Annotated in this window: 17 protein-coding genes; all 17 read right to left on the bottom strand. The window is 45.2% G+C overall.

What is annotated here, in order from left to right:
* Positions 1 to 4: 4 nt before the first annotated feature.
* Complete coding sequence (locus DXA74_RS03460) at positions 5 to 3,025, bottom strand: efflux RND transporter permease subunit (RefSeq protein WP_118525441.1); 3,021 nt, start codon at positions 3,023 to 3,025, stop codon at positions 5 to 7.
* Positions 3,026 to 3,033: 8 nt separating this feature from the next.
* A complete protein-coding gene (locus tag DXA74_RS03455; protein WP_147401021.1) occupies positions 3,034 to 3,990 on the bottom strand; it encodes a hypothetical protein in 957 nt (318 codons plus the stop codon).
* 42 nt (positions 3,991 to 4,032) lie between these two features.
* Positions 4,033 to 4,659: a hypothetical protein gene (locus DXA74_RS16190; protein WP_147401020.1), complete on the bottom strand. Its 627-nt coding sequence runs from the start codon at positions 4,657 to 4,659 to the stop codon at positions 4,033 to 4,035.
* A gap of 466 nt (positions 4,660 to 5,125) precedes the next feature.
* Positions 5,126 to 6,196 carry a 6-bladed beta-propeller gene (locus tag DXA74_RS03445; protein WP_118525438.1) on the bottom strand — a complete coding sequence of 357 codons (1,071 nt, stop codon included), beginning with the start codon at positions 6,194 to 6,196 and terminating at the stop codon, positions 5,126 to 5,128.
* Between the two features lie 73 nt (positions 6,197 to 6,269).
* Positions 6,270 to 6,470, bottom strand: coding sequence for a hypothetical protein (locus DXA74_RS03440; protein ID WP_147401019.1), 201 nt, complete (start codon positions 6,468 to 6,470; stop codon positions 6,270 to 6,272).
* A 30-nt stretch (positions 6,471 to 6,500) separates the two neighbouring features.
* Positions 6,501 to 9,521 (bottom strand): efflux RND transporter permease subunit, encoded by a 3,021-nt coding sequence (locus DXA74_RS03435; protein ID WP_118525436.1) that lies wholly within the window; start codon positions 9,519 to 9,521, stop codon positions 6,501 to 6,503.
* 22 nt (positions 9,522 to 9,543) lie between these two features.
* Positions 9,544 to 10,617: an efflux RND transporter periplasmic adaptor subunit gene (locus DXA74_RS03430; RefSeq protein ID WP_118525435.1), complete on the bottom strand. Its 1,074-nt coding sequence runs from the start codon at positions 10,615 to 10,617 to the stop codon at positions 9,544 to 9,546.
* Positions 10,614 to 12,080, bottom strand: coding sequence for a TolC family protein (locus DXA74_RS03425; RefSeq protein ID WP_118525434.1), 1,467 nt, complete (start codon positions 12,078 to 12,080; stop codon positions 10,614 to 10,616). The genes DXA74_RS03430 and DXA74_RS03425 overlap by 4 nt, the downstream gene beginning before the upstream one ends.
* A 27-nt stretch (positions 12,081 to 12,107) precedes the next feature.
* Positions 12,108 to 12,509, bottom strand: a complete 402-nt coding sequence (locus DXA74_RS03420) for a MauE/DoxX family redox-associated membrane protein (protein WP_147401018.1) — start codon at positions 12,507 to 12,509, stop codon at positions 12,108 to 12,110.
* A 1,116-nt stretch (positions 12,510 to 13,625) separates the two neighbouring features.
* A complete protein-coding gene (locus DXA74_RS03405; RefSeq protein ID WP_118525432.1) occupies positions 13,626 to 14,633 on the bottom strand; it encodes a hypothetical protein in 1,008 nt (335 codons plus the stop codon).
* A gap of 53 nt (positions 14,634 to 14,686) precedes the next feature.
* Positions 14,687 to 14,953: a hypothetical protein gene (locus DXA74_RS16185; RefSeq protein WP_147401017.1), complete on the bottom strand. Its 267-nt coding sequence runs from the start codon at positions 14,951 to 14,953 to the stop codon at positions 14,687 to 14,689.
* 20 nt (positions 14,954 to 14,973) lie between these two features.
* The gene (locus DXA74_RS03400; protein ID WP_118525431.1) at positions 14,974 to 16,494 is read right to left on the bottom strand and encodes a hypothetical protein; all 1,521 of its coding nucleotides are present in this window, start codon (positions 16,492 to 16,494) and stop codon (positions 14,974 to 14,976) included.
* Complete coding sequence (lepB, locus tag DXA74_RS03395) at positions 16,467 to 17,330, bottom strand: signal peptidase I (protein WP_118525430.1); 864 nt, start codon at positions 17,328 to 17,330, stop codon at positions 16,467 to 16,469. The genes DXA74_RS03400 and lepB overlap by 28 nt, the downstream gene beginning before the upstream one ends.
* Before the next feature lie 55 nt (positions 17,331 to 17,385).
* Positions 17,386 to 18,492 (bottom strand): BF3164 family lipoprotein, encoded by a 1,107-nt coding sequence (locus tag DXA74_RS03390; RefSeq protein WP_147401016.1) that lies wholly within the window; start codon positions 18,490 to 18,492, stop codon positions 17,386 to 17,388.
* An 89-nt stretch (positions 18,493 to 18,581) separates the two neighbouring features.
* Positions 18,582 to 18,881, bottom strand: coding sequence for a hypothetical protein (locus DXA74_RS03385; RefSeq protein ID WP_118525428.1), 300 nt, complete (start codon positions 18,879 to 18,881; stop codon positions 18,582 to 18,584).
* Between the two features lie 201 nt (positions 18,882 to 19,082).
* Positions 19,083 to 19,619, bottom strand: a complete 537-nt coding sequence (locus DXA74_RS03380) for a hypothetical protein (RefSeq protein WP_147401015.1) — start codon at positions 19,617 to 19,619, stop codon at positions 19,083 to 19,085.
* Between the two features lie 11 nt (positions 19,620 to 19,630).
* Positions 19,631 to 21,724 carry a hypothetical protein gene (locus DXA74_RS03375; protein ID WP_118525426.1) on the bottom strand — a complete coding sequence of 698 codons (2,094 nt, stop codon included), beginning with the start codon at positions 21,722 to 21,724 and terminating at the stop codon, positions 19,631 to 19,633.
* Between the last annotated feature and the right edge of the window lie 45 nt (positions 21,725 to 21,769).

Raw genomic sequence — 21,769 nt, 5'->3', positions numbered from 1 at the left:
TTTATTATCGTCTTTTGCTTTTCATTCCTGCAAACCACGGCAGCACAAACACCAGTGCCACTACAGAGGCTGAAAGGCCGGTCATGGTGGTGATGGCAAATGTGTACCAGAACCTGTTTTCATCGCCGTCCCAAAGGAAGGGGATAAGTCCGAGCATGGTAGACAATACGGTGAGCATCACAGGCACAATCTTGTGATTATAGGCACGTACGTATGCCTTCACGGGACTGATGTGCGAGACTGCCCGTACCAGATCGTACTGATGTAGGATATATATGGCTGCATTGACCACTAGACCGCATAACAAGACGATGGCTGCAAGCCCTCCTGTACCGAAAGGGATGCCCGTGAAATGGAATGTGAGGAATACGGCAATCAGGGTCATGGGGATGAGTGCCAACAGTATGGAGAATGGGCGTAACAGACTTTCAAACAGAATGGCCATGAGCCAGTATGTGATGATGATGCACAAGGCAATCAGCCAGTATTGCTGCGACGCGGTAGGCTGCTCGCTCCATTCCGGGCGCATGCAGCGGAAACCGACAGGCAACTGTTCGGACATCCGCCGGGTAACTTCTTCGATATACTTTTCCGTATAGGTGTAAGATCCGAGTACATTGAAGGCCACGCGCAGCACGTATTCCTGATTGCGTCTCGGAATCACGTTCTTGGCCTCACGCCGCTGTATGTCCATTACTTCGCTGAGCAGAATGTCCCGGTCGCCCACCTTGACGTGTGTGTTCAGCAGCTGCCACAGGTCGTAAGTGTTGCGGCGCGCCGACACCAGAGTCACATGGGTGCGTATCTTGTCCCATCTTCCCAAGTCGCGCGACTGCAGAATGTCGCTGACCGCCTGGTAGATCGTCCCCGGATTGATGCCTAGCAGATGCATACGTTCCCAATTGTAGCGCACATAGTATTCATCTTCCTGGTTCTCATATCCCGGAGTTTCAATGGTTATGTCTACAGCGCGTGGATTCTGGTGCAGCAAGTCACTCAAATCCTGCGCATAGCGATAGAGGCGGTCATAATTATAGCCCGTCATCTCGATGCGGTTGCTGCGGTATTGCAGGTTCAGCGAATTGCTGAAGCCCCGCTGGCTCACTCCGTATGTGCTCCAGTCTGCTCCGCCAATGCCGATCACCCGGCCGATTACCCGGTTTTCCACCTGATAAGGAATTGCCGTGCCCAGAGCCTCGGGTTTGAAACGGACGGTAATGGTGGCTCCTCCGCCGTTTATGGAAGTTTCAAATCGGAGTATGGACGGTTCTGCCGCCAGAGTTTCTTCCAGCAGTCGCACTTTCTCGTTTAGCTGGGTTGCTGTGCCTCCTAATGGCATCTGTGCGCGTATATACAGTTTCATTTCTTCTTCCTCGCGTGGCCAGGAAGCTCCGTCCATGGATTGTGAGAAGATGTATGCCGAATAGCCGAAACCGCCTAGATACAATAGGATAAACAATACGTAAAGAGTTACACGCCAGCGTGTCCGCATCCGGGCCGGAAAAGTGATGTAACGGGCATACATACGGTTCCAGCGTATGATGTACCGCTTTTTGCGTGTACCTTTCTGTACGTTGCCGGATGTCCGGAAATGCACGGCATCTACCAGCGCCGGCACAAAGGCAATGGCCACAAGCAGTGCCACCGTCAGGTTGATGATCACCACCCATGCAAAGTCATACAGGTCATGTTTGAGATTTTCCGGAGCAAAGAGAATCACCACCAAGGTGCCTATCGTGGTGAGCAATGCCGCCAGTATGGCAAAAAACGCCTTGCGGTCGCGATAGTAGGCATAGTGGTCTATCATGACAATGGACGAGTCGATGACCAGTCCCAGCGACACGGTGATGCCGGCGATGGAGAATACGTGCAGCCGGAGATTGAATGCATAATAACAGACTGATGCCAGAGCCAGACACAGCACCAGCGTGGCTGCCACGATACTCACATAGCGCCATCCCGGACGTACGAGGAACACGAACAGCAGCAGTATGGCCAGCGACATGAGGCTGCGTGTAATGAGACGGTCCATCTCGCCTTGCAGTTCCTCGGACGAATCGTGCTGCAGCTCCAGCTTTACGCCTTTCTGCATGTGCGGTTTCATTTCATCTATTTGTCGGCGCAGCTCACGGGCCAGCTTTGTCAGATTGGCTTGTGCATTGACATATATGTTTAGACTGACGGTTTCATGCCCGTTTATGCGGTAGTATGACGACGGTTCGTAGTTCTTGTATTCATAACGGGCCAGGTTTCCCATATACATCACCTGTCCTCCAGCGCTTTTTATCGGCATCTGCTCCAGAGGGCGATTGAATTCAGCAGTTGCCAACCGCAGGGTCACACGTGCACTGTCGTGCAGCACGTCGCCCACAATCTCATTCCTTCCGAAAAATGCCTTCAGTCCGTTTTCCAAATCATCGGCCGAGAGGCCACAGGCCTGCAACAGAAGCGGGTCGTAGGTAATCTCCAGATACTGTCCTGTACCCCCTGAGACATCTACCCGCCGTACGTCTTCATTGCGTTGCAAGGCCGGAGCTATATGCTGCCGCACATATTCCTGCAACTGCATGGCCGTGAGCGGACTGTTGACCGTATAGGATAGCAGATGGACGGTTTCTTCCCGTTGCCTTGCGCTGTTCACGACATCTCCTCCCGAAAGTGTTGGCGTGCTTACCCCCTCGGGCAGCCGTCCGCGTATTTGCCGTAACAAGGAAGCGATCTCAAAACGCACAGCCGACACATTGACATCCGGTTTCAGAGTCACCTTGACCCATCCGCTGCCGTAACGGGATTCGGATTCTACATTCTCCACACCCCGCACTGCAACCATCAGCCCCTCAATAGGAGCTGTCACGCTTTGTTCCACTACTTTGGCAGACTTGCCTTGCCAGCTGTAGTTGATCCACAGATCGCGACCCTGACGGGGACGCGGCTTTGAGCCCACATCAATCAGAGGGGCGAGTGCCATGCCGACGACCAGCAGGATGGCGGCAGTAAGGAGTATGGAGAAGTTGCTTAGTTTCATTTGATTTATTATTTATCAGTCAATGTCACCACTCGAAGGTTATTGTCTATATCCAGCAACCATATAAGGTTATGTGTTATACACATTCGTTGTGCCACCACATCCAGTATTATCTTCTTGATATGCTTCCCGGATTTGTTGAAAATATCAATTTCTGAGTAACCGTTTCCATTTTCCAAGTTTACATGTTGCTGAGATAACATATATACAAGTTCATTAGAGATTTCCACATCAGAATAATACATATGTTTTTCCGGATCGAACGTATAGTCTCCGATATATCTGGTGCATTGAGAGATTTTTCCCTTTTTGTCAATCTCCATCATATGGAACTCTTTTTTATAGAGATGAGCAATTACGATAAAGTTTTCTTTTCCATCCCATACAAAATCCCAATTGATGGAATTTCCTTTTTGTTCTTTGTCTTCGAACGCAAACTCATCCATCTGCTTGTAAGTATCGGCATCATATATTACAAGAGCTGTTTTGTTGGGCTCAAGATAAGTATATCCACTATATTTTTTGTTGATTATGTGGGGATCGTTTACGGCAACCATTGTTTTATATTCCACTTCACCGACAAGTGAGTCATTACTGTATCTAAGTATTCTGTTTTTCCCATTGTCAAAAATATCATAATCATTATTCGCACGTGCAACCAGATGTGGCTTAATCCATTCATTATGCCCTCGACCAATCTTTCCAAATTCTTTCGTTTTTGCAAAATCAGCAGTATTATAGCATATATAGACAGGAGATTCACTTTCTGTTTGACATACAATCGTGCTGTCCATAACAATCATATCCTTGATACCATAGGCAAGGTCATCATGAACTATTTGCGATGTAACTTGTTCTTCTGCGCTTGTTTCTTGAATGACAGATTCAGACGTATTGCCTTTATCATACGCGCATCCGGACAAAAGGATGCATCCAGACAATATAATTTGTTTTATTCTTTTCATTTGTTTGAGTTTTATTCGTTTGATATTATAGAATACGACATATCATTGATATTTATAAAGAATTCCGTCAGATGTCAGGCCATATAGAACATTTGTTTGGTCACTGAAAGCGATGTCTATAATATGTTCGGGCACATAAAAAGATTTTATATAATTGGCATTCCAATCGAAAATATTTATCTCAGATCCGGTTTTATCTTCATGATTTTTTTCATAATCATGAATCTTTCTTCCATCTCGAAGCAACATGATATACTGATCAGTTACGCATACATCAACATTGAAGAAACAGACTTTCTTATAAGCCTCATCAAGACTTGTCATTTGTTCAAAGAAATCCCACCCGTATGCTTGTTGCATTTTATAGCTTTTGTAATGACCGGTTTCTGTATCCAATATTCCAAATAGATCCATGAATGAAAACACTTGAACGATTTTTTTGCAATCAGGTTTGATACGTAACATGTCTGTGTATGCAATTAAAATAAGCGAGGACAGTTTCGTATCTATGAGTTCCGGAAAAATGTCAATCTCACGTGTTTTCTCATTTTTGCAGATTGTGAAGTATGGAGGATAAAAAACAGGATTCCTCGGATCGTCATAATCTAAGTCGTGCTTGCTGATACGTACTTTCGGATTAAGTAAGAAAGTCGTATTCTCCTGATTCATATTGGTGTGATTATAGACGGTATCAATGATACAAGTTCCAGTCCGGATTGATTCTGTTAAATTAATTACTTTTGTAACCTTGTTCGTGCCATCCTGACAATATAATAGGCTATTGCTTTCGCAAGACATATAAGGTATGTGCGGCATGTCGATAAATTCGTTTCTTGCGCGACCTTTGTCTCCAAAGGATGCAATTATGGAGTCTGAATGCAGGCTCATTAGAGAGATATAGTAATGAGGGCAGTCGGAAGTTATGACCAGATAATTACCTAAACATTCAAGATGTGATTCTGTTCCTTGTATTGAGTCAATCCGGACTCCTGCCAGTGTGTCGTAAACCAGAATGTTCGGGTCTACAATTATTTTCTGATTGCTGCTTAAATGCTTGTTTTTAGTGCATGATACAAGGAGTGTTGTTAACAGGATAATGCAGCTAAGTTGGAAGTTTAGAATCATACTATATAAGTTATCTGATTACATATTTGATGATAACAAGTCCTTCATCTTGATATTTGTTCTGTTTCACAATCTTATGAAGATATGATGAGTCAACAGGCAAAGAATTGCCAGTTTCGAAGGAGAAAGCAAGACTTGCATTGGAAGTATTCCATAAAGGGGACGGGCTTCCAATAAATACACCATCACGTACAATAGATTTATTTTTAAGATTGAATACAGCAATTCTGACAAGCATATCTTTGGAATAAATCATTAATAATTTATCGTTCTTTAATGTTAAATATTGTACTCTTAACGGTGTTTCTTCATATAAGGATGTCTTGGTGTGAGATGTTGGAGGATTCATGTATTTTTGGCGGATTTCTTCATAATTGTTATATGTAAATATTGATAATTCTTTAGCTTTGTTGTTATTAATCTCATATATCCTGTTGTCACATTCAAGTGTTGCTAATAGTTTGCCACCGGTTTTATGAAAAACTGGTGTTTGGGAGTAAATCCAAAAAGGAATTTTATCTGTTTCAATAATTTTCTGAATTGTGTGATTGTCTATGCGTACAATACTGTTATCCTCAGTCGTGTAGCCGTACAAATTTCCTTCCCACAAGCAGATCCTATATAGCGGAACATCCAGAATATTGACTTTTAATAAATTAAAATTCAGATCATAATATATTACCTTTGTGAAATCACAAAGTAAAGCTAAAATTCCCAGTTCATTGTCTATGCTGAAATCATCAATTCGAATATATTCTGTTTTGCTTTTTCCTATATTTCTCAGTTGACTATGGCAGTTTCCTAAGCTGTCAATACGTACAATCGTATTATGTTGTTGGTTTAATGCATAGAAATCACCGTTACCTACTTCAATTTTACTTATTGTTCCTAAAACGGTCGTTGAGTCTTCTTGCACTCTTATTAGAACGACAGAATCAATCATTTCATTAAAATGGACTACGTCTGATGTGCTTCCAAGTATTTCAGAATATTTTCCAGACGTTTTTGACGTACATGCGTATATTACCATTAAGGTAAATGCAATCACTGATAAACCTATGTAAATTTTGCGTATATTCATTTTATATCTATAATTTTTATGATGTTATCAATTGCGAATTTTATATATGATTAGGCATATCAACTGCATAATTTTATATTTCTATAAATGTTAATATTGGATTATCAGAAACATGGGACTGAGAAAGCAGTTTTGAGAGCGCCGGGTATTTATTCTTCAGTAATTCATTTGACATGTATTCACCGATAGGCATCACGCCAATGAAGGCTTGTCCACTGCTTGCCATCACATTATTCCAGATAATATTTTCCACGTCATCCAAATTCTTCGTCACATTTATTAATATGGCCAAATCTTTTTTTTATCATTTGTATATTATTTTGTATACCAGCGGTACAAAGAACAGGCTGACAAATGTGCCCACGGTCATGCCTACTATGAGGGTAAGCGAGAGCGGGTATTGCAGCGCACTGCCCATGTCGGCACGCGACAGCAGGGGCAGAATGCCCAAAATAGTGGTGAGCGATGTCATGATGATGGGACGTAGACGGCGATGACCGGCCCGGACAATCGCTGTGAGTGTAGGCGTGCCACTTCGGCGCAGGCGATTGATGGTATCTACTTTAAGAATGGAGTCATTAATGATGATGCCGGACATCACTACGAGACCGATCATGGACATGATGTTCAGCGACTCGCCTGCCACCCACAGTACGACCAGAACCACGGCCACATCTACCACCATTTCAGACAGGATGATGAGCGGCTGCACCAGACTTTCGAACTGCGCGGCAAGGATGAAGTAGAGCAATGCCAATGCAACACTAAGGACGATAAACAGTTCCCTTATCAGTTTCTGGCTACTGAAATAGTCACCGAAGAAGGTTACTGAAACTCCATCTGTCCTGTTCCCGCTGACTACACTGTGTGCAGCAAAACTTTGCGCCCAGGTCATGATCTGATGCACGGTGGCATCATCGCAGTCTATATCCACCGGATAGTAGTCGCCATCGGCTGCTGCATACAGACGTTTGAAGTCTTCTCCCTCGGCGGTGGCTACCAACAGATATAGCGGAATGCGTACTCCATTAGGTGCGGTCAGCGATGAGGCCATCACCTTGTCCTTGTCCTGGGCCCGGTCTCCAATGATTACCGGCACCATTTCCGCACCATCATTGATGCCGAAAACCTGACGGCGTCCCGTCTGCTCGCGCAAGGCTGTCAGCAGGTTGTCGTATGTCACACCGTGAACCGCCATTTGCTCCATCTGCGCACGGTATTCTATGGTCAGATCGGAGGCCACGGGCTGTATGCTTACAGCGGGAAAGGCAGCCCGTAGCGAATCGGTGAAGGCGCGTGTCTGTGCCACGGTAGGCCGGCCGCCGTTGGCATTCTGCAGATGGATGCTCAGACGGCTGCTTTCATTGCCGAACACCATATCCAGCAAACTGCCTACTGGAGTAAAGGTCACGGTGGCACGTGGATAGTGCTGCCGTAGGTAATTCTCTATGGATTGTTGGGCGTTCAGTCTGTTTTCCTCCGTGTCAAAACGCAGGTAGGCCATAGCTTCCGAAGCGGTTATTTCGGGTGTGTGTGCCAGCAGAAATGTCTGTGCTCCCACCATTGTGGTACTGGTACGGAGAGTTGAGTCGGCATGTGCCAACAAATCTCTGAGCCGACGGTCGTTTTCCTGTTCGGAGATACCGAGGTTCCAGTCGACAGACATCATGGTATCCTCATGCGGCACATCAGGGAGTTGTTCCTTTTTCAAGGAGCCGGACAGGAATATGGCGCAGACCAAACAGACCGCGAAGCCGCCCAGCACCCAATATGCGTGGCGCAGAGTGAAGCCGAGCGCAGACGAATAGGACGACAGAAATAATTCCGGTTCTTTTGAATTTTGGTTCGTCAGTCGCTTGTAAAACAGACGGAAGTAGACCGGGATGACCGTTACGGCAACCAGGAGAGAGGCGAACAGGGCTATGGTAACCGCTATGGCCTGATCGTAAAACAGTTCGCCGGCCGTGCCGCTCAGGAATATCAGAGGGAGGAACACCGAGCATGTGGTCAGTACGGACGACAGCATGGGTTGGAACACTTCTCTGGCGCCTCTCACCACGGCGGTGTCCAGAGGTTCATAGCACATGCGTTGACGTATATTGTCTATCACAATGATGGAGTTGTCCACAATCATACCCACTCCCAGAATCAGTCCCGACAGACTGATTACATTGAGTGAGATGCCGAGTATATAAAGCGACAGAATCGTAAGGATGAGCGACAGGGGGATGGTGATGATGATGAGCAACGGCAGGCGCACGCTACGCATGAATATGAACAATACCAGACAGGCCAGTGCGGCACCAAGCATCAGATTGGTCTGCAGGTTGTCCATAGAGTAGGTGAGCAGTCGTGTCTGGTCACGTGTCAGGTCGAAAGAAAGGTCGGGATACCCGCTCCTTAGTTCCACCAGCAAAGTGTCCATGCTGGCCTGCAGATCTTCCATGCGTGCCTCTGACTGCTTTACCACAGCCATGGTTACGGCCCGTCGCCCGTCATGCCGCACGATGCCTCCTCCGGAGAGCGGACGCAGGTCCACATCGCACAGTTCGCCAAGACGCAGCAGCCGTCCCTCGTGGGTCAGGATGATGTCTTTGATATCCTGCAAGGTCAGCAGGGCGGCGTCAAAGTGGATGTTGTAACGGTAGATGCCGTCTACGATGCTGAGTGAGGACAAGGTGATATCCCGGGCCTTTATGGCCTGCTCTATGTCGGCGGGTCGCAGTCCGAGCGCCTCCATACGGTCGGGACGTGGCACGAGGACAATCTCCGTACCGGCCATGCCGCTTATGTCTACCATGGCGGTCTGTGGCAGTTGCTCGATACGCTTGCGCAAGACACTGCGTGCGAACGACGACAGTTGTACGAAACGCATGTCCGTGGCCGTGCTGTCTTTCAGCGACACGTCCAGATAGAAGGCCGGTATGTCCATGGCACTGGCCTTCACCACTTTGGGGCGTTCCATGTCCTTGGGCAGCCAGGTCATGGCACGGTCTATTTTTTCACCCACTTCGATGAAGAGCAGATCCATGTTTGCTCCCGGCTCGAACGTAAGCGTTACCGTGGCTGCGTCCATGCGGCTTTCGCTACTGATATCTTTCAGTCCTGCCACTTGCGATAATTGTCCGCGCAAGATGCCCGTGACGTTGTCCTCGACCTGGCGTACAGAGGCACCGGGATAAGAGGCGTGTACCGTGATCTGCGGTATGTCGATGTCGGGCATGAGCGACACGGGGATGTAACGTATGGACAGGATGCCCAGTACGACCAGTGCAAGGACGCACATGCTCACGGCTATGGGACGATGTATGAGTTTGGAAAGCATATCTTTTTTCGGGTTTATTGTATTATTTCTTGATTCTAACAGGAGTATCATCGGCCAGGTTCAGATTGCCGCTGGTGATTACGATATCCCCCTCGTGCAGGGTGGTTTCCTTGCGGGCACAGCCCGTAATGGCATGACCGGTGATGTTGGATGCCACAATGTCAACATAGGTCCAGCGGGCGTGTCCGTGGTCGTACAGGAAGATGACGTTGTAGCCGTCGCGCTCCACCACGGCGTCCTTGGGCACGACGAACATGCGCGGCACCTTTCGTTCCACCACCACACGCACATTCATGCCGTCCACCAGATCGCGGTGACCGGGAATGCGGGCCGTCACCTTGATAACTCCCTTGTCGTTGACCGTGGGGTTGACGCTGACGATGCTTCCCGAAACCGTGAGACTGTCATCGGTAAAGGGGGTTATCCGTACACGGTGACCCGTGGATACGGCAGGCAGTTCAGCCTCCAGCACATGAAACTCCACACCGAAGGAGGTGTCGTCTATGATGTTGCAGAACTTCTCCGCCCGCTGGTGCAGGCGTGCTTCCAGATCGGCTATGCGTCCGCTGGCCGGCGCTGTCAGCCGGCAGTCGCTCAGGTTGCGGCGTGCCGTCTGCAACTGATATTGAGCGGCATAGTATCCGGATGTGACTTCGGCGCGGCGCAGGATATCAGACGGAATATCGCTTCGGGGATTCAGGTCGGCATCCACTTCATAACCCAGCTGCAGCAGTTTGTCGGCCAGATCAACCCGTGTCTTTTCCAGATCGCGCTCGGCACGTTCCACTTCGCGCAGATAGTTGGTCTCGTCCGTAACGGCAAGCAGTGTACCCTTTTCCACCCATTGTCCCTCGCACACATGAATAGAGGTAATGATGTCGTTGTGGCGTGGTACCAGCATGGATTTTACGGCGGCACGCAGACGGCCGTTGCACACCACCTCACGGTTAAAGTCCGTGAGACGTAGTGTCATCGTATCTACATAGTTCTCGGTCTGTTCGGTTTGCATCTCTGTGGAGTCGGCTTTCTTGTTGTTTTCATTGCTGCCGCACGAGATGAGAAAAAACAGTGATAGGGGAATCAGGAGCTTTATCATTTTACAAGTTTATTAAAGTCGGTTGTTATTTCATTGTTGTTGATGTAATTCCAAAGGGTACGGCGTTGGATGTTATAATAGTTGTTCCAATAGGTCTGCAGCTGGCTGATATATTGGGCGCGCGCCGACTCCTTTTCCTGCTGGGCGGTATTCAGTTCGGTCACACTGATACTGCCGGTTTCGAAGCGTTGCAGTGTGAGCGTATAACGCTCGTCGGCTATTTCTTCTGCACGGGCGGCCTCACGGCATTGCTCATACTGCAGGTTGAATTGCATCACCAGGCGTTTCAGCTCTTGCCGGTAGTTCAGGTCCTCCTGTTCTATCTGAGTCTTTACCATGTCAAGGTTAGCCTTGGCTATACGCACCCGTCCCTTACTCATGCCCCAGTCAAAGATGGGTAAGGAAACAGAAAGTCCTACGATTTCATTGTCCTGCAGATTCCGGTATGCCGCCCCTATGCGGTCGGCTGTGTTGCGCAGGCCCAGTTCGCTGTGCAGCGAAACCTGTACGCCGCGCTGCGACTTGGCTTCTGCCAGATTCCGTTGCGACTCAATCAGGCTGAGCTTTTGTGTCATGCTGTGGGTTGAGGCCTGCATGGCACGCTGTATCACTTCCTGTTCGTCAAGCATGATATCGGGTACGTTCTCGGGCACGAGAAGCTCCACTTCATCCCATCGTGCGGCCTGCAGATAAGTGAACAGTTGGAAACGGGCATCGTCCAGTGTCAGAAGGTTGCGTTTGAGAGCCATGCGGGCATTGACTGCCGAGAGTTCAAGCTGGAGCAGCTCACTTTTGGTCACCGTGCCCAGCGTAAAGCGCCGTTGCATCTGTTCATACAGGCGCCCGCGTTCGTTGGCCGTGGCCACTGCCTGTTTGTAGTCCGACTGGGCCGACAGTACCGAGAAATAAAGGTTTGTAACCGTGACGGCTATGTTCTGCATGGATTCCAGGTACTGACGTTTGGCGCGTTCGTAGGTTATCGGTTCCGATTTACGACGCCATTTGAGTGAGTTGTAGGTACGTATTGGCTGGTCATAGGTAAGGCGCAGCGGCTGCGTGTTGTAGGTGCGTTCATCGTAGGTGAACTGGTCCAACCGGTAAAGGTACGACTGCAACGACACCGTGCCGCCTGTGGCTGCTATGTTCTGGCTGACAGACAGCGTGAGCGAATTGGTGAGCGAGTTGTTCTCCACATAGTTGATACGTCCGTCCTCATAGTTGCGTACGCTGGTGATGGAACGGTCATAATTGAGCAGCGAACCACTCAGCGATGCCGACGGCAACAGTTCGGCCCGATAGGAACGGTAGGTCCAGTAACTGCCCAGAAAGGTAAAACGCGCCACTTGTGCATCGAGCGAATGCTCCTGTGCCAGACGTATGGCCTCGGACAGAGAAAGTGACAAGGAGGCATTCGCCACATTGTGTACCAATAAGCTCAATAATATCAACAAGGTTTTTCTCATGGTTAAACTTAATCTGATTTTATTTAGTTAACGATTTTTTCCGCCTACCATACAAATCAACGCAATCACCCAGAGTACATACGATTTGATGAAAGACTGCAACGGAGTGAAATGAATCAGCTCCCCGAAACATCCGCAGGATTCTATCCTGCCTGCCACAGATGGATTGAAATAGTTATCCCCTGTCAGGTAAACGAAAAACGACAATGCTGCAAGGCCTGCCAGGTTGGCATAACGGCTGAATTTAGGCAAAAGGTAGAAAATACCTGTTGTCAATTCTGCCAGACAGACAAGCCCGGCTACATGAATGCTGTAATTGCTCAGCCAGCCGTTGAAGTATATTTCGAGGTAAAGCATGACTTCACCTCCAAACGTCTTCAGGCTGAAGGCCTTTGTTATTGCAGACAGGATAAATACTATTCCAAGCAATATGCAGAGCGAGCGGTGTATACTATTTAGTATGATATAAAACAATCGCATAAGTAAGTCTTAAAATTTAATTTATACTAAGCCACATGGGCAAAATTGATAGGCAATTCAGGACCCATTGCATCCAATACTCTGTTAGTAGCGTAAAGCAGGGAATCTGTAGAAAGATAATCTGCAGGTCTGAGCCATTTTCCTTGAGTATCCGTCACAGAGTTTCGGCAATATTCAAATGTGGGGAGTGGAGGCAGAAAGGAGAGAAAAAGCCCACGCTTTTCTTAATATGTGTCTGAGTTCTGCAAACAACTTTCCGCGATGGATACTTGCATTATCAAGAACCACAAACATATTTTCTTGATACAGAAAGAGAGTCGGTCAAGGAAATCAGAGACTTTACCGGTCGTGATGCTCTCATTCGTGGAAAAGCCTTCATAACGGTTGTTCCGGTCAATCATGCCGAAGAAGTTGAGCTTGTATCTTCTTTGCGATGGGAGAAAGATATCCTCACCGCGGAACTGCTAGTCGTAAGACACATATACTTCTGTGCAGATATGACTTTCATCATCGAAATAAAGGTTAGTCAGTCTGATTTTTGTCGGACATTTGGTTTTTGGGAACTTCTTGGTCTTGTATGCATAGAGCTGTAGCGAAGGTTTTCCCTTTGGACGTTTCCTTATACGTCTATATCTCGCCCAAATGCTAATAAAAAGCCCTGAACGTACTTTCGCTCGCCTCTTTGCCCTATGCTTGTTGTCACGCTGCCTTGGCTTTCTTTAGGTTTTGCCTGTTCTGCTCGATGGATTGTTTGGACTACTTTTTCGTCCGAACAATTCATAATCGGCTTACGACTAAAGCCCAGACGAGTTTCTAGTCCGGAATTTTCTTCTGTCTTGAATCGTTTGATCCATGAGTTTACAGATATATGTGTCATTTCGGTACGCTCCCTGACTCCTTTTGACTTTAATCCTCTTGATTTCAAGAGAATTGCAAGGAAACGTATATGATATGCATGGTTCTTGCCATTACGAAAGCCATCCTCTAATATGTGAATATTGTTTATTTAAAATGTGCATGCATAGGCAGGAGGACAGGTAAATGTACTCCTGCCATGATTGAACTTTATTCCTTTTCTTGAAACGTATAAATCACAGAGCCTGAATCAGATTCATTGTAACCAACAAGTCTTCCTTTTGTATCAAAATTAAGCAGCTTTATCGGTATTGGCAATTTAATTATTGACGATTTGTGAGTATCAGCATTTAAAACTAGGATTTCGTCTCCTTCGTCTTGCCCTTCACGACTTTTTAAAAGGTAAAAATTATCATCTTTTGTTGCTGTATATAAATAAGAATATTGTAGCAAATCGTAATCTTTGGGCACATTAAAGTTGTCTTTCTCACCATAAGCAGCTATCAGTTCCAACGTATTATCTTTAATTTGCAATAATTCTATTCTGTCAAAATAGCAATATGACAAAATGATTTTATTATCAATTACATGAAACAAATAATCGTATGGTGTATATGGTTCTTGCTTGTTATCTCTATATACACAATGGTATGATGCTATCTCCTTTCCACTATTCAGATCAACCAAGCGTAAGTTGGTCTCATTGCCATCCTCTTTCATGAGGTATTGTGTATTTTTATAATGTACCATACTGGTATATGGCAATGTCAGTCCACTGTCATCTGTTGGCAGAGTATAAGATTTTATGATTGGTGCATTTTTATTTCCTATGTCATAAATATGAAGAGCACTTTTCATGATGTCATATAAAGTAATTTCATTGTCTTTTTTTGTTTTACACCAACAACAAGATAGATATTCATTGTTTCCTTTTCCCTTATTTGCAATTGTATAAGTCATACTAGTATCTGCAATATTATACAATGTAACGTATTGTTCTTTTCCTTGATGAAAGAATACAATATGGTTTGATGTAATTTTCCAATCCCATAAATTAAAGTACAATGGGACTTTTAATGTTTCTGTCACTTTATAGTGAAGTGTGTCGTTTACTGATAGTACTGATGTATCGACACTCTTACTTGTGCGGGTATTGCACGAGATAAGGAAAATCAGTGAAAGAAATGTTGTTTTGGAAATATAACTAACTATATTCATAATTATTTTATTAATCTGTTTTTGCCTCCGCACAGACGGAGGCAAAAAACTTGTTATCTGCAATGTTCATTCTCAGGGGCTTTATTCACCCAAATTTTACAACAGTCATAACCTCCTCCTTTTTTGCGAGTGAAAGCTGTATAACCATTTTTGTAAGCACAATCATTGTCTTCTTCAGTTCCCGTAGATAAAGCTTCTACGTTAGACATAAGCAAGTCGCCACTCTGATAAACATGTGATTTGAAACTCTTTTTGCCAACAAATGTTGCGATGGCAATAAAAATTACTACACATGATAATAATAAATTTTTCTTTCTCATAATACATTGTTTTTAATTGATTATTTGGCAATATTGCCTTTTCTTTGTTTAATTTCTTTGGCTTCCTTTTTCATATCTCGTGTTGCCGGTGATTCTACCTTGACACGAAAGTTTTGTACCCGGCATGCCATTGCCTTGCAGCGTGTGGTGTCACTCATGGCTTCGTACAGTTTCATTTTTCGGTAGAGCGGATAGATGCGATTGGGTACCATGTGGAAAGCATGGTCATACAACGAATCTGCTTTGTCATACTCCCCCATATCTTCATAGTTACGCCCCATGAGAATATGGAACATCGGGTCAGCACTGAGCGATGTGCCCTGTCGTAACATGGCGTTGCTGTCGTTATATCTGCCACAGTCCCGCAGAAGCGATCCGAAGTCGAACAGAAATTGCGGATTATCATTCAACAAGGGAAATAATTCATAATAGTCTTTGATGAACGCCTCGTCATGTATCTGCGAAAAACGGTCATAATCCTTTTCTGCTTCCATACGCGGGAGCAGCAGAACGCAAATGAACGTACAACTTATGCCGACTACGGTAAACGGAAATACCATCATCGGACGAAACAGATATTGCTTTTCAAGATTGGCTGCGTAGGCCATGATGACAGACAGCATGCCACAGAATGCCGGTATGGTGAAAGGATAAGAGAACATGGAGAACACCAGAAGGGATACAAGGGCATAGAACAGCGGACTTCCGGCAATCCACAGGCGACGTGCCGTGAGTATGATAGCTGTTGTAAATGGAATCAGTCCTACCATCCCCTGTTCTACGGCCATTCGCAGAGGTTCGTTGAAAGGCCGGTCGGCTATCCCCACGCTTGGAATGAACAGGGAATCCGGATGACTGGTGAAATATGTGGCCATCCCCTCACCAAGAGCTTGCAGATAACTGCCTGTGCCGGTTCCTACCCACAGATTGTCTGCCCATGTCCTCAACGAGACCAGGATCATGAGCATGCGGCTGTCAGCTGATCCGCGTTTCAAGAAATACAATATCACAAGAATCACAACGGCAAAGATACCTACCTGGCGCCAGTGATTTCTTATCCACGCGCGGTACATGATTCCCAGGCTTACTGCAAAGCCCAGCAGCGCCGCACGGCTCCAAGCCGAAGGGAGCATTACGGTCATGACTATGGCAGCAACGCCAAGAATACGACCGGGATGCTCCTTATATACGGCAATCACCACGGCAATCATCACGGCAATGAATGCCCCATAGGGAGCGGGGTTGAAGAAATTTCCGGTCACGGCATACAAATAGTGTCCAGAACTGCATACTCCGAACAGTTGTCCCAGTCCCACAGCCACCTGCCACACCCCCAGAACCGCACAACCATACGCCCAATGCTGTTTTCCGATGCGTTCTATGGGAAGGATGCGCAACAGTATGTACAGTGTTGCCCATCCGCATGTACACAGAAACGCATGACTGCATGGTGTGTGTGACACTGCATAGGTATTGCACACGTAGCCGATGAACCACAGTGTAAGCCAAGTGTCTATCTTTCCAAGAATGTTCTTTCCCATTTTATTGTATCTGTCTCTTTATCTTTAGAATAACTGATCATCTGCACTACGCCTACGATATAATCTTCGGGTACCAATCCCCAGTAGCGGGAGTCCATGGAATCGAATACATTGTCGCCCGCCATGAAGTAATAGTTGTTTGTCCACTCATATCTGTTTGTGGGTTTACCGTCCAATAACACGAGGTCCTTATCCCAGTTTACGGTGACTCTTTTTCCGGTCTCGAATTCCAGCAATACTTTGTACACGGTTCCTTCTTTGGGTGTCAGTGTCATGATGTCTCCTTTGCGTGGAATATACAGAGGTCCCATGTTCTTGAATGTCCAGCCCACACGTGCGTCGAACGGATAGACGGCACGTGCTTCGGCACTGTATTGGGTTTCGTCTACGGCTGCCAGACGCAGTTGCACGGTGTGCAGCCCTAATGTGTCACCATAATTGTTGTTTTTGTATATCCCATTCACAATACTCAGCGTGTCGCCCGGTAGCGCCACGCATCGCTTGCAGTACACATAGTTGATTTTGAATGCTATGCGTCCGCCCACCTGAGGGTAGTTGAAAACCACAATGTCATTATGTCTTAACCCGCGTAACCCTTTCATGCGTATGCTTTTCAGTTCCTGCCCGTTCTGCTTGAAGTCGAAATCAGTGTACAGTCTCGCCCCCATGATGAGTTTGTTCACCACCACACGGTCGCCTGCTACCAATGTTGGTGACATGGACCATGTGGGAATGATGAACTGGTCGGCTACTAAGACGCGACCTCCCAGATATAATAGCGAGAACAGTACGACTATCGTGGATAATATCAGAATTTTATTGAGTAAAGAATGCATATTGTTTATACCATACCTTGTTGAAAATCGTATGATGTTATTGAATTATCTGCTTTCAGAGGGTAGCTCCAGTTATTAGTTCATCCGTTTTTATGTAATATAGTTTCTCGTCCATAGGCGATGTGGTATATAGTATTTTGTTTATGCCGTCTACTGCGATCTCGTCTATACAATGTTTGGTGATGATCTTACGGACAAGATGGCCTTCCCAGTCGAAGATGTATATATGGTTCACACAAGGAACCTCGTTTACCTTCCATGCTGCTTTTCCACAAAACACAGTGTAAATGTAGTTGTCATCAGCACATATACGTATGAAGTATGGCTTTAGTTCTTTACTGGTTTCCAAGTCGGATAAACTCATGTTTTCATTCATTCGGTAACCTGTTACAGCTTTACTTTTGGTGTCGATAATATTCAGTTGCGGCACATGTAGCATAGCTTGTGCTATTTTGCTTCCGTCAGGTTTCATCGCGTCATGAGAATAGAAAAATGTTTGCGGTAGAAATTTTGTTTGCTTGTTGACAATGCTTTTCTTAAAGATGTGTATATCAGATATTTTTTCCCCATTTCTCAAATCTCTTATTTGGTAATAAGGCAATGACGCATCGTAATCATTTATTGGAGTTGCTGAGACCTTGGCATATAGTGTACAGCTATCCTTTATAAGAAGTTCGTTAAAACACGCTCCACGGTTTTCTTTTTTCCACGGCATTTTGATTTCCTTTTCTATGATTGTTGATTTACTTGTAAGACTTTTGGTTATGTTCCAAACGCTCACAGATTCTTTGTTCCCATCAAATATCAATGTCTTTAGCTCGTTATTTTCAGTGTAGAAATTCCAGATAGGTCCTACTGCTATGAATTCTTCATGTCCGTTTCCTTTTCCGACAAATTCTCCCATTTCGTCAAGCGTATGACAATTAAATAATTGGAACCATTTCGATTGTAATTTTGGATTCATAAAGAATACAAGGGAATCGTGTATGGCAAGATTCCCAAAGTTAAGACCTTTTAATGTGAGTTTCTTAAATTCGACCTCTTTTTCCGGTGCGTGCTCCTCAATGTTGATGATATCTCCATTGAAAATGTCTGTATCCTGACCTTTGTTGTTGCAGGAAGCTAATACTAATAGAAGTAAAACGCAATATATTGTTTTCATTGTACGATTGGATTGTGGTTGAGTATTGTTATTTAAATAGGCTGCCCTTCCTAATCTTTGTATGAAAAATAGGAAGAGCCAGCCTAGATTTATTTTGTGCAACGATCTGTACACATACTACTGTATCCTCTATAATTCTTGTCTTTTGGACAAGGGTAAATATGATTATTATCAGTATCTTTATCACAAAATAATAACCAATCCGTACAAGAAGTAAATGGTTGTTCTATATAACATGTTCCAACTTCAGTTGCTTCGCCTGTATCATCAGCCAACGCTTCTACGTTAGCTGAGAATACTTCTATTTGAGTATTACTTTGTGTTTCATATGTGATATATCCTACTAATGCTGCCAAAGCTATAGTTGTTGCTAATATATTCTTTTTCATATTTCAATATTATTAAATGCGTTTATAACTTTTTTCTGCTTAGTTTATGGGTCAAGCTAAGTATATCCCATTACCTTTTGCATAATATCCTATGACTAGACTGCTTTAATATATTTTACAGCGTGTATACTAACTACTTACACCTCCTTCCTTATTTGTTGTAGATTAATATATTATATAGAAATGTGGTTTATCATAAGATTATCTTTCCAAGCTGTTTAACATTAACTCTTTAATTTTGGCGTTTTTGGCGGGATCACCGACAACCATTACTTCATTATTCCCGTTCAGCAAAAAGCTATGCAACATTGGGGATGATGGCAAATGTGGATTGGCAGATGAAAACTTCCCGTTTGGAACAATTATAGTTCGAATCGGATGTGCTAGTTCTTTTAAAGACGATACCAAACTTTCTTTTTGTTCTCCCTTTGGTTCAAATATAAACAAGGTGTTTACTCCAACCGAATCAAAATCGACCACCGTTCCCATGTAATCCAGCATATGCGAAACGAAACAAGGGGAACAGGAAAGTGAATCAATGTATATGACTAATTTGTATGTAGAGTCCTTACAGTTATATTTTACTTCTTTCCCTTCTTCATAACAATATGCTTCCTCACATGGTGTCATGTCTATAGGACGAGATTGCATTTGCAATATTTCGTTTGCGAATTTCTTTTTTCCACAAGAGGATAAAAGCATCATTGTGGCAAGCAATATATAATGTACTTTCTTCATTTTTTAATGGTTTATATTTTGATTATATCATAGTAAATGAACTTTTGCAGGCCATGTTCATCCAGTACAAACGGCATTTCCTCTCCACCTTGCGTTCTGTTTTCCAACCAGTACAGGCATCCTTGCGGGACGTTTTCAAATTCCACATATTCGTATTTTGCCCGGACCGTTCCGCATGAGTGCCATCCGTTGTTCCAGTAATGCAGCTCATACTCATTTCCGGCACAGATGCCGTTGTCCGCATTCTTGGGAGAAAAACGTACGTGCGTCACTATCTGCGGTTCTTTCAGCCAAAGGGTAATATTGGGGTATGGACTCGGCGCAGTCTGCATATTACCGTCATACTCTGCTTTCCACGACATTTTGTCCCAACTGTCGGCATCCATCAGGCGTACAAGTCCGGACTCACGGCCCAGCAATGCAGTGTCGGCCGGTGACAGAATGTGGCGGCGCAGGGCAGGCATGGTGTTGTTATATCTATACTTGTCGGGGGTTAGCCATTCCAATATGGAAATATGGGCATACGGATGCTCTTCAGAGGCTTGAAAACGGTAGCTTTTATAACGTCCCTTTCGATTCAAAGGATAGGTCAATAAAGCAGGTACAGGTGGCTCCTTGATTTCCAGAAGAGTGACGGCATCGCTGAAATCTCCTTTAACCGAGCCGATGAAACGTCCTCCTACCAGTTCTTCTGCCACACGTTTCATATTGGGTTTACGCGGGTATTTGCGCGTCAGTATCACTGTACTACGGGTATTTTTTGTATGGCCCGTGTATGGTACCTTTCTGATCACGGGTAAGTTGTCCGCCATTTCTATGAAAAATGGATCACCAAACTCTTTGTGTCCGTTATCCGGATAATAAACGGGGAAATAAAGCATGTCGGGCATGGCGTTTTCAAAAGTCACAGTAGCGTTTTTCTTGTCTATCTTGCCCCAAGTGACCGGTATCAGTCCGTCATTGGTCTTATGAAAAGTGGCAAGGTAGGCAAGATTGTTTGCCGTTTGCTCCTTGAAGGGCAACGTAATAGACGTTGTAGGTGCCAGATAGGATGTCACGTCCTTGATGCAGGGACGGTTCAGTATTTCCGGAACATATTCATCGTCTGCTTTCAGGAAAGGTGGCGTGTTCTTTTGTGGAGCGTATGTTGTGCGATACACATTGGCCGTCTCGGCAAATGCCCAGTCTCCATCGCCCGGCAGTGAACTTTCGGCATTGAATGTTTGCCATGTTCCGGTAGAGTCGTTATAGACACTGCAATGATAGTGTCGCCCCGGCAGACTGCGATAACAGATGTTGTATTCCACTACCACCGGCAGACCGCAGGCACGCAATATGTTGCAACCATAATTAGCTATGTCAACACAATCATGGAAATCACGGGAATACAGGTCATAGATTCCAGCCAGATGTGTGCGGTGTGTCTTTCCGTTTAGGTCACGCAGATTGTTCACGGCTGCATTATAATACTGTATTGTGGTACGTATGTCAGCGGTCGTGTCAGCCATAACATATTTGGCGAAGAGATCATGGTAGGTTTTGCCAGTCTCATTGAACCCATAACCTTCAATACAGCGATAGGGCAGAATATATTCCTTGAACTCATCGAAAGTCAGTTTCCTGGCAAACGGTGATTCATGCCATACACGGAAGGCATTGTCTATATGCTCTGTCAGAAAATCGAAATTCAGTTCCTTCAGGTCACAGAGCATGCGATGATCTACGATGGCGTCGGGCAGTGTGTCAGCCTCAATAAGTTCACGGCGCGTCTTCTTCACATGCCATAATGTGTCCCATGGGAAGTTTTTCATGGTACATCCGTGTACAAATGAGTAATATATGCTGTCTGTCTCATGCTGCCATCTTGCCAATGTGTCATTATCCTTATATATACGTGCCTTGGAACTGTGATACGGCATGTTTTCTATCAGGTATTGGGCAGCGGCATACTTCAATGTATCCCGTTCCACATACTTGTAGTAGGCCAGTGTGCGGTACATCTCCCACGCATCGGCATCTTCATGATCCGGTAAGCCTTTCACACACCCACTCATAATCAGGATGGGAAATGCTATGAAGATATGGCGAAGGTTTTTGATATTCATGGTTTTATGATTTAGATTTGTTGACGGATGTGGTTAAAATGTTTA

It is taken from the genome of Bacteroides sp. OF04-15BH, assembly GCF_003477995.1.
GTDB lineage: Bacteria > Bacteroidota > Bacteroidia > Bacteroidales > Bacteroidaceae > Paraprevotella.
This window is presented reverse-complemented; position numbering and strand designations above follow the sequence as displayed.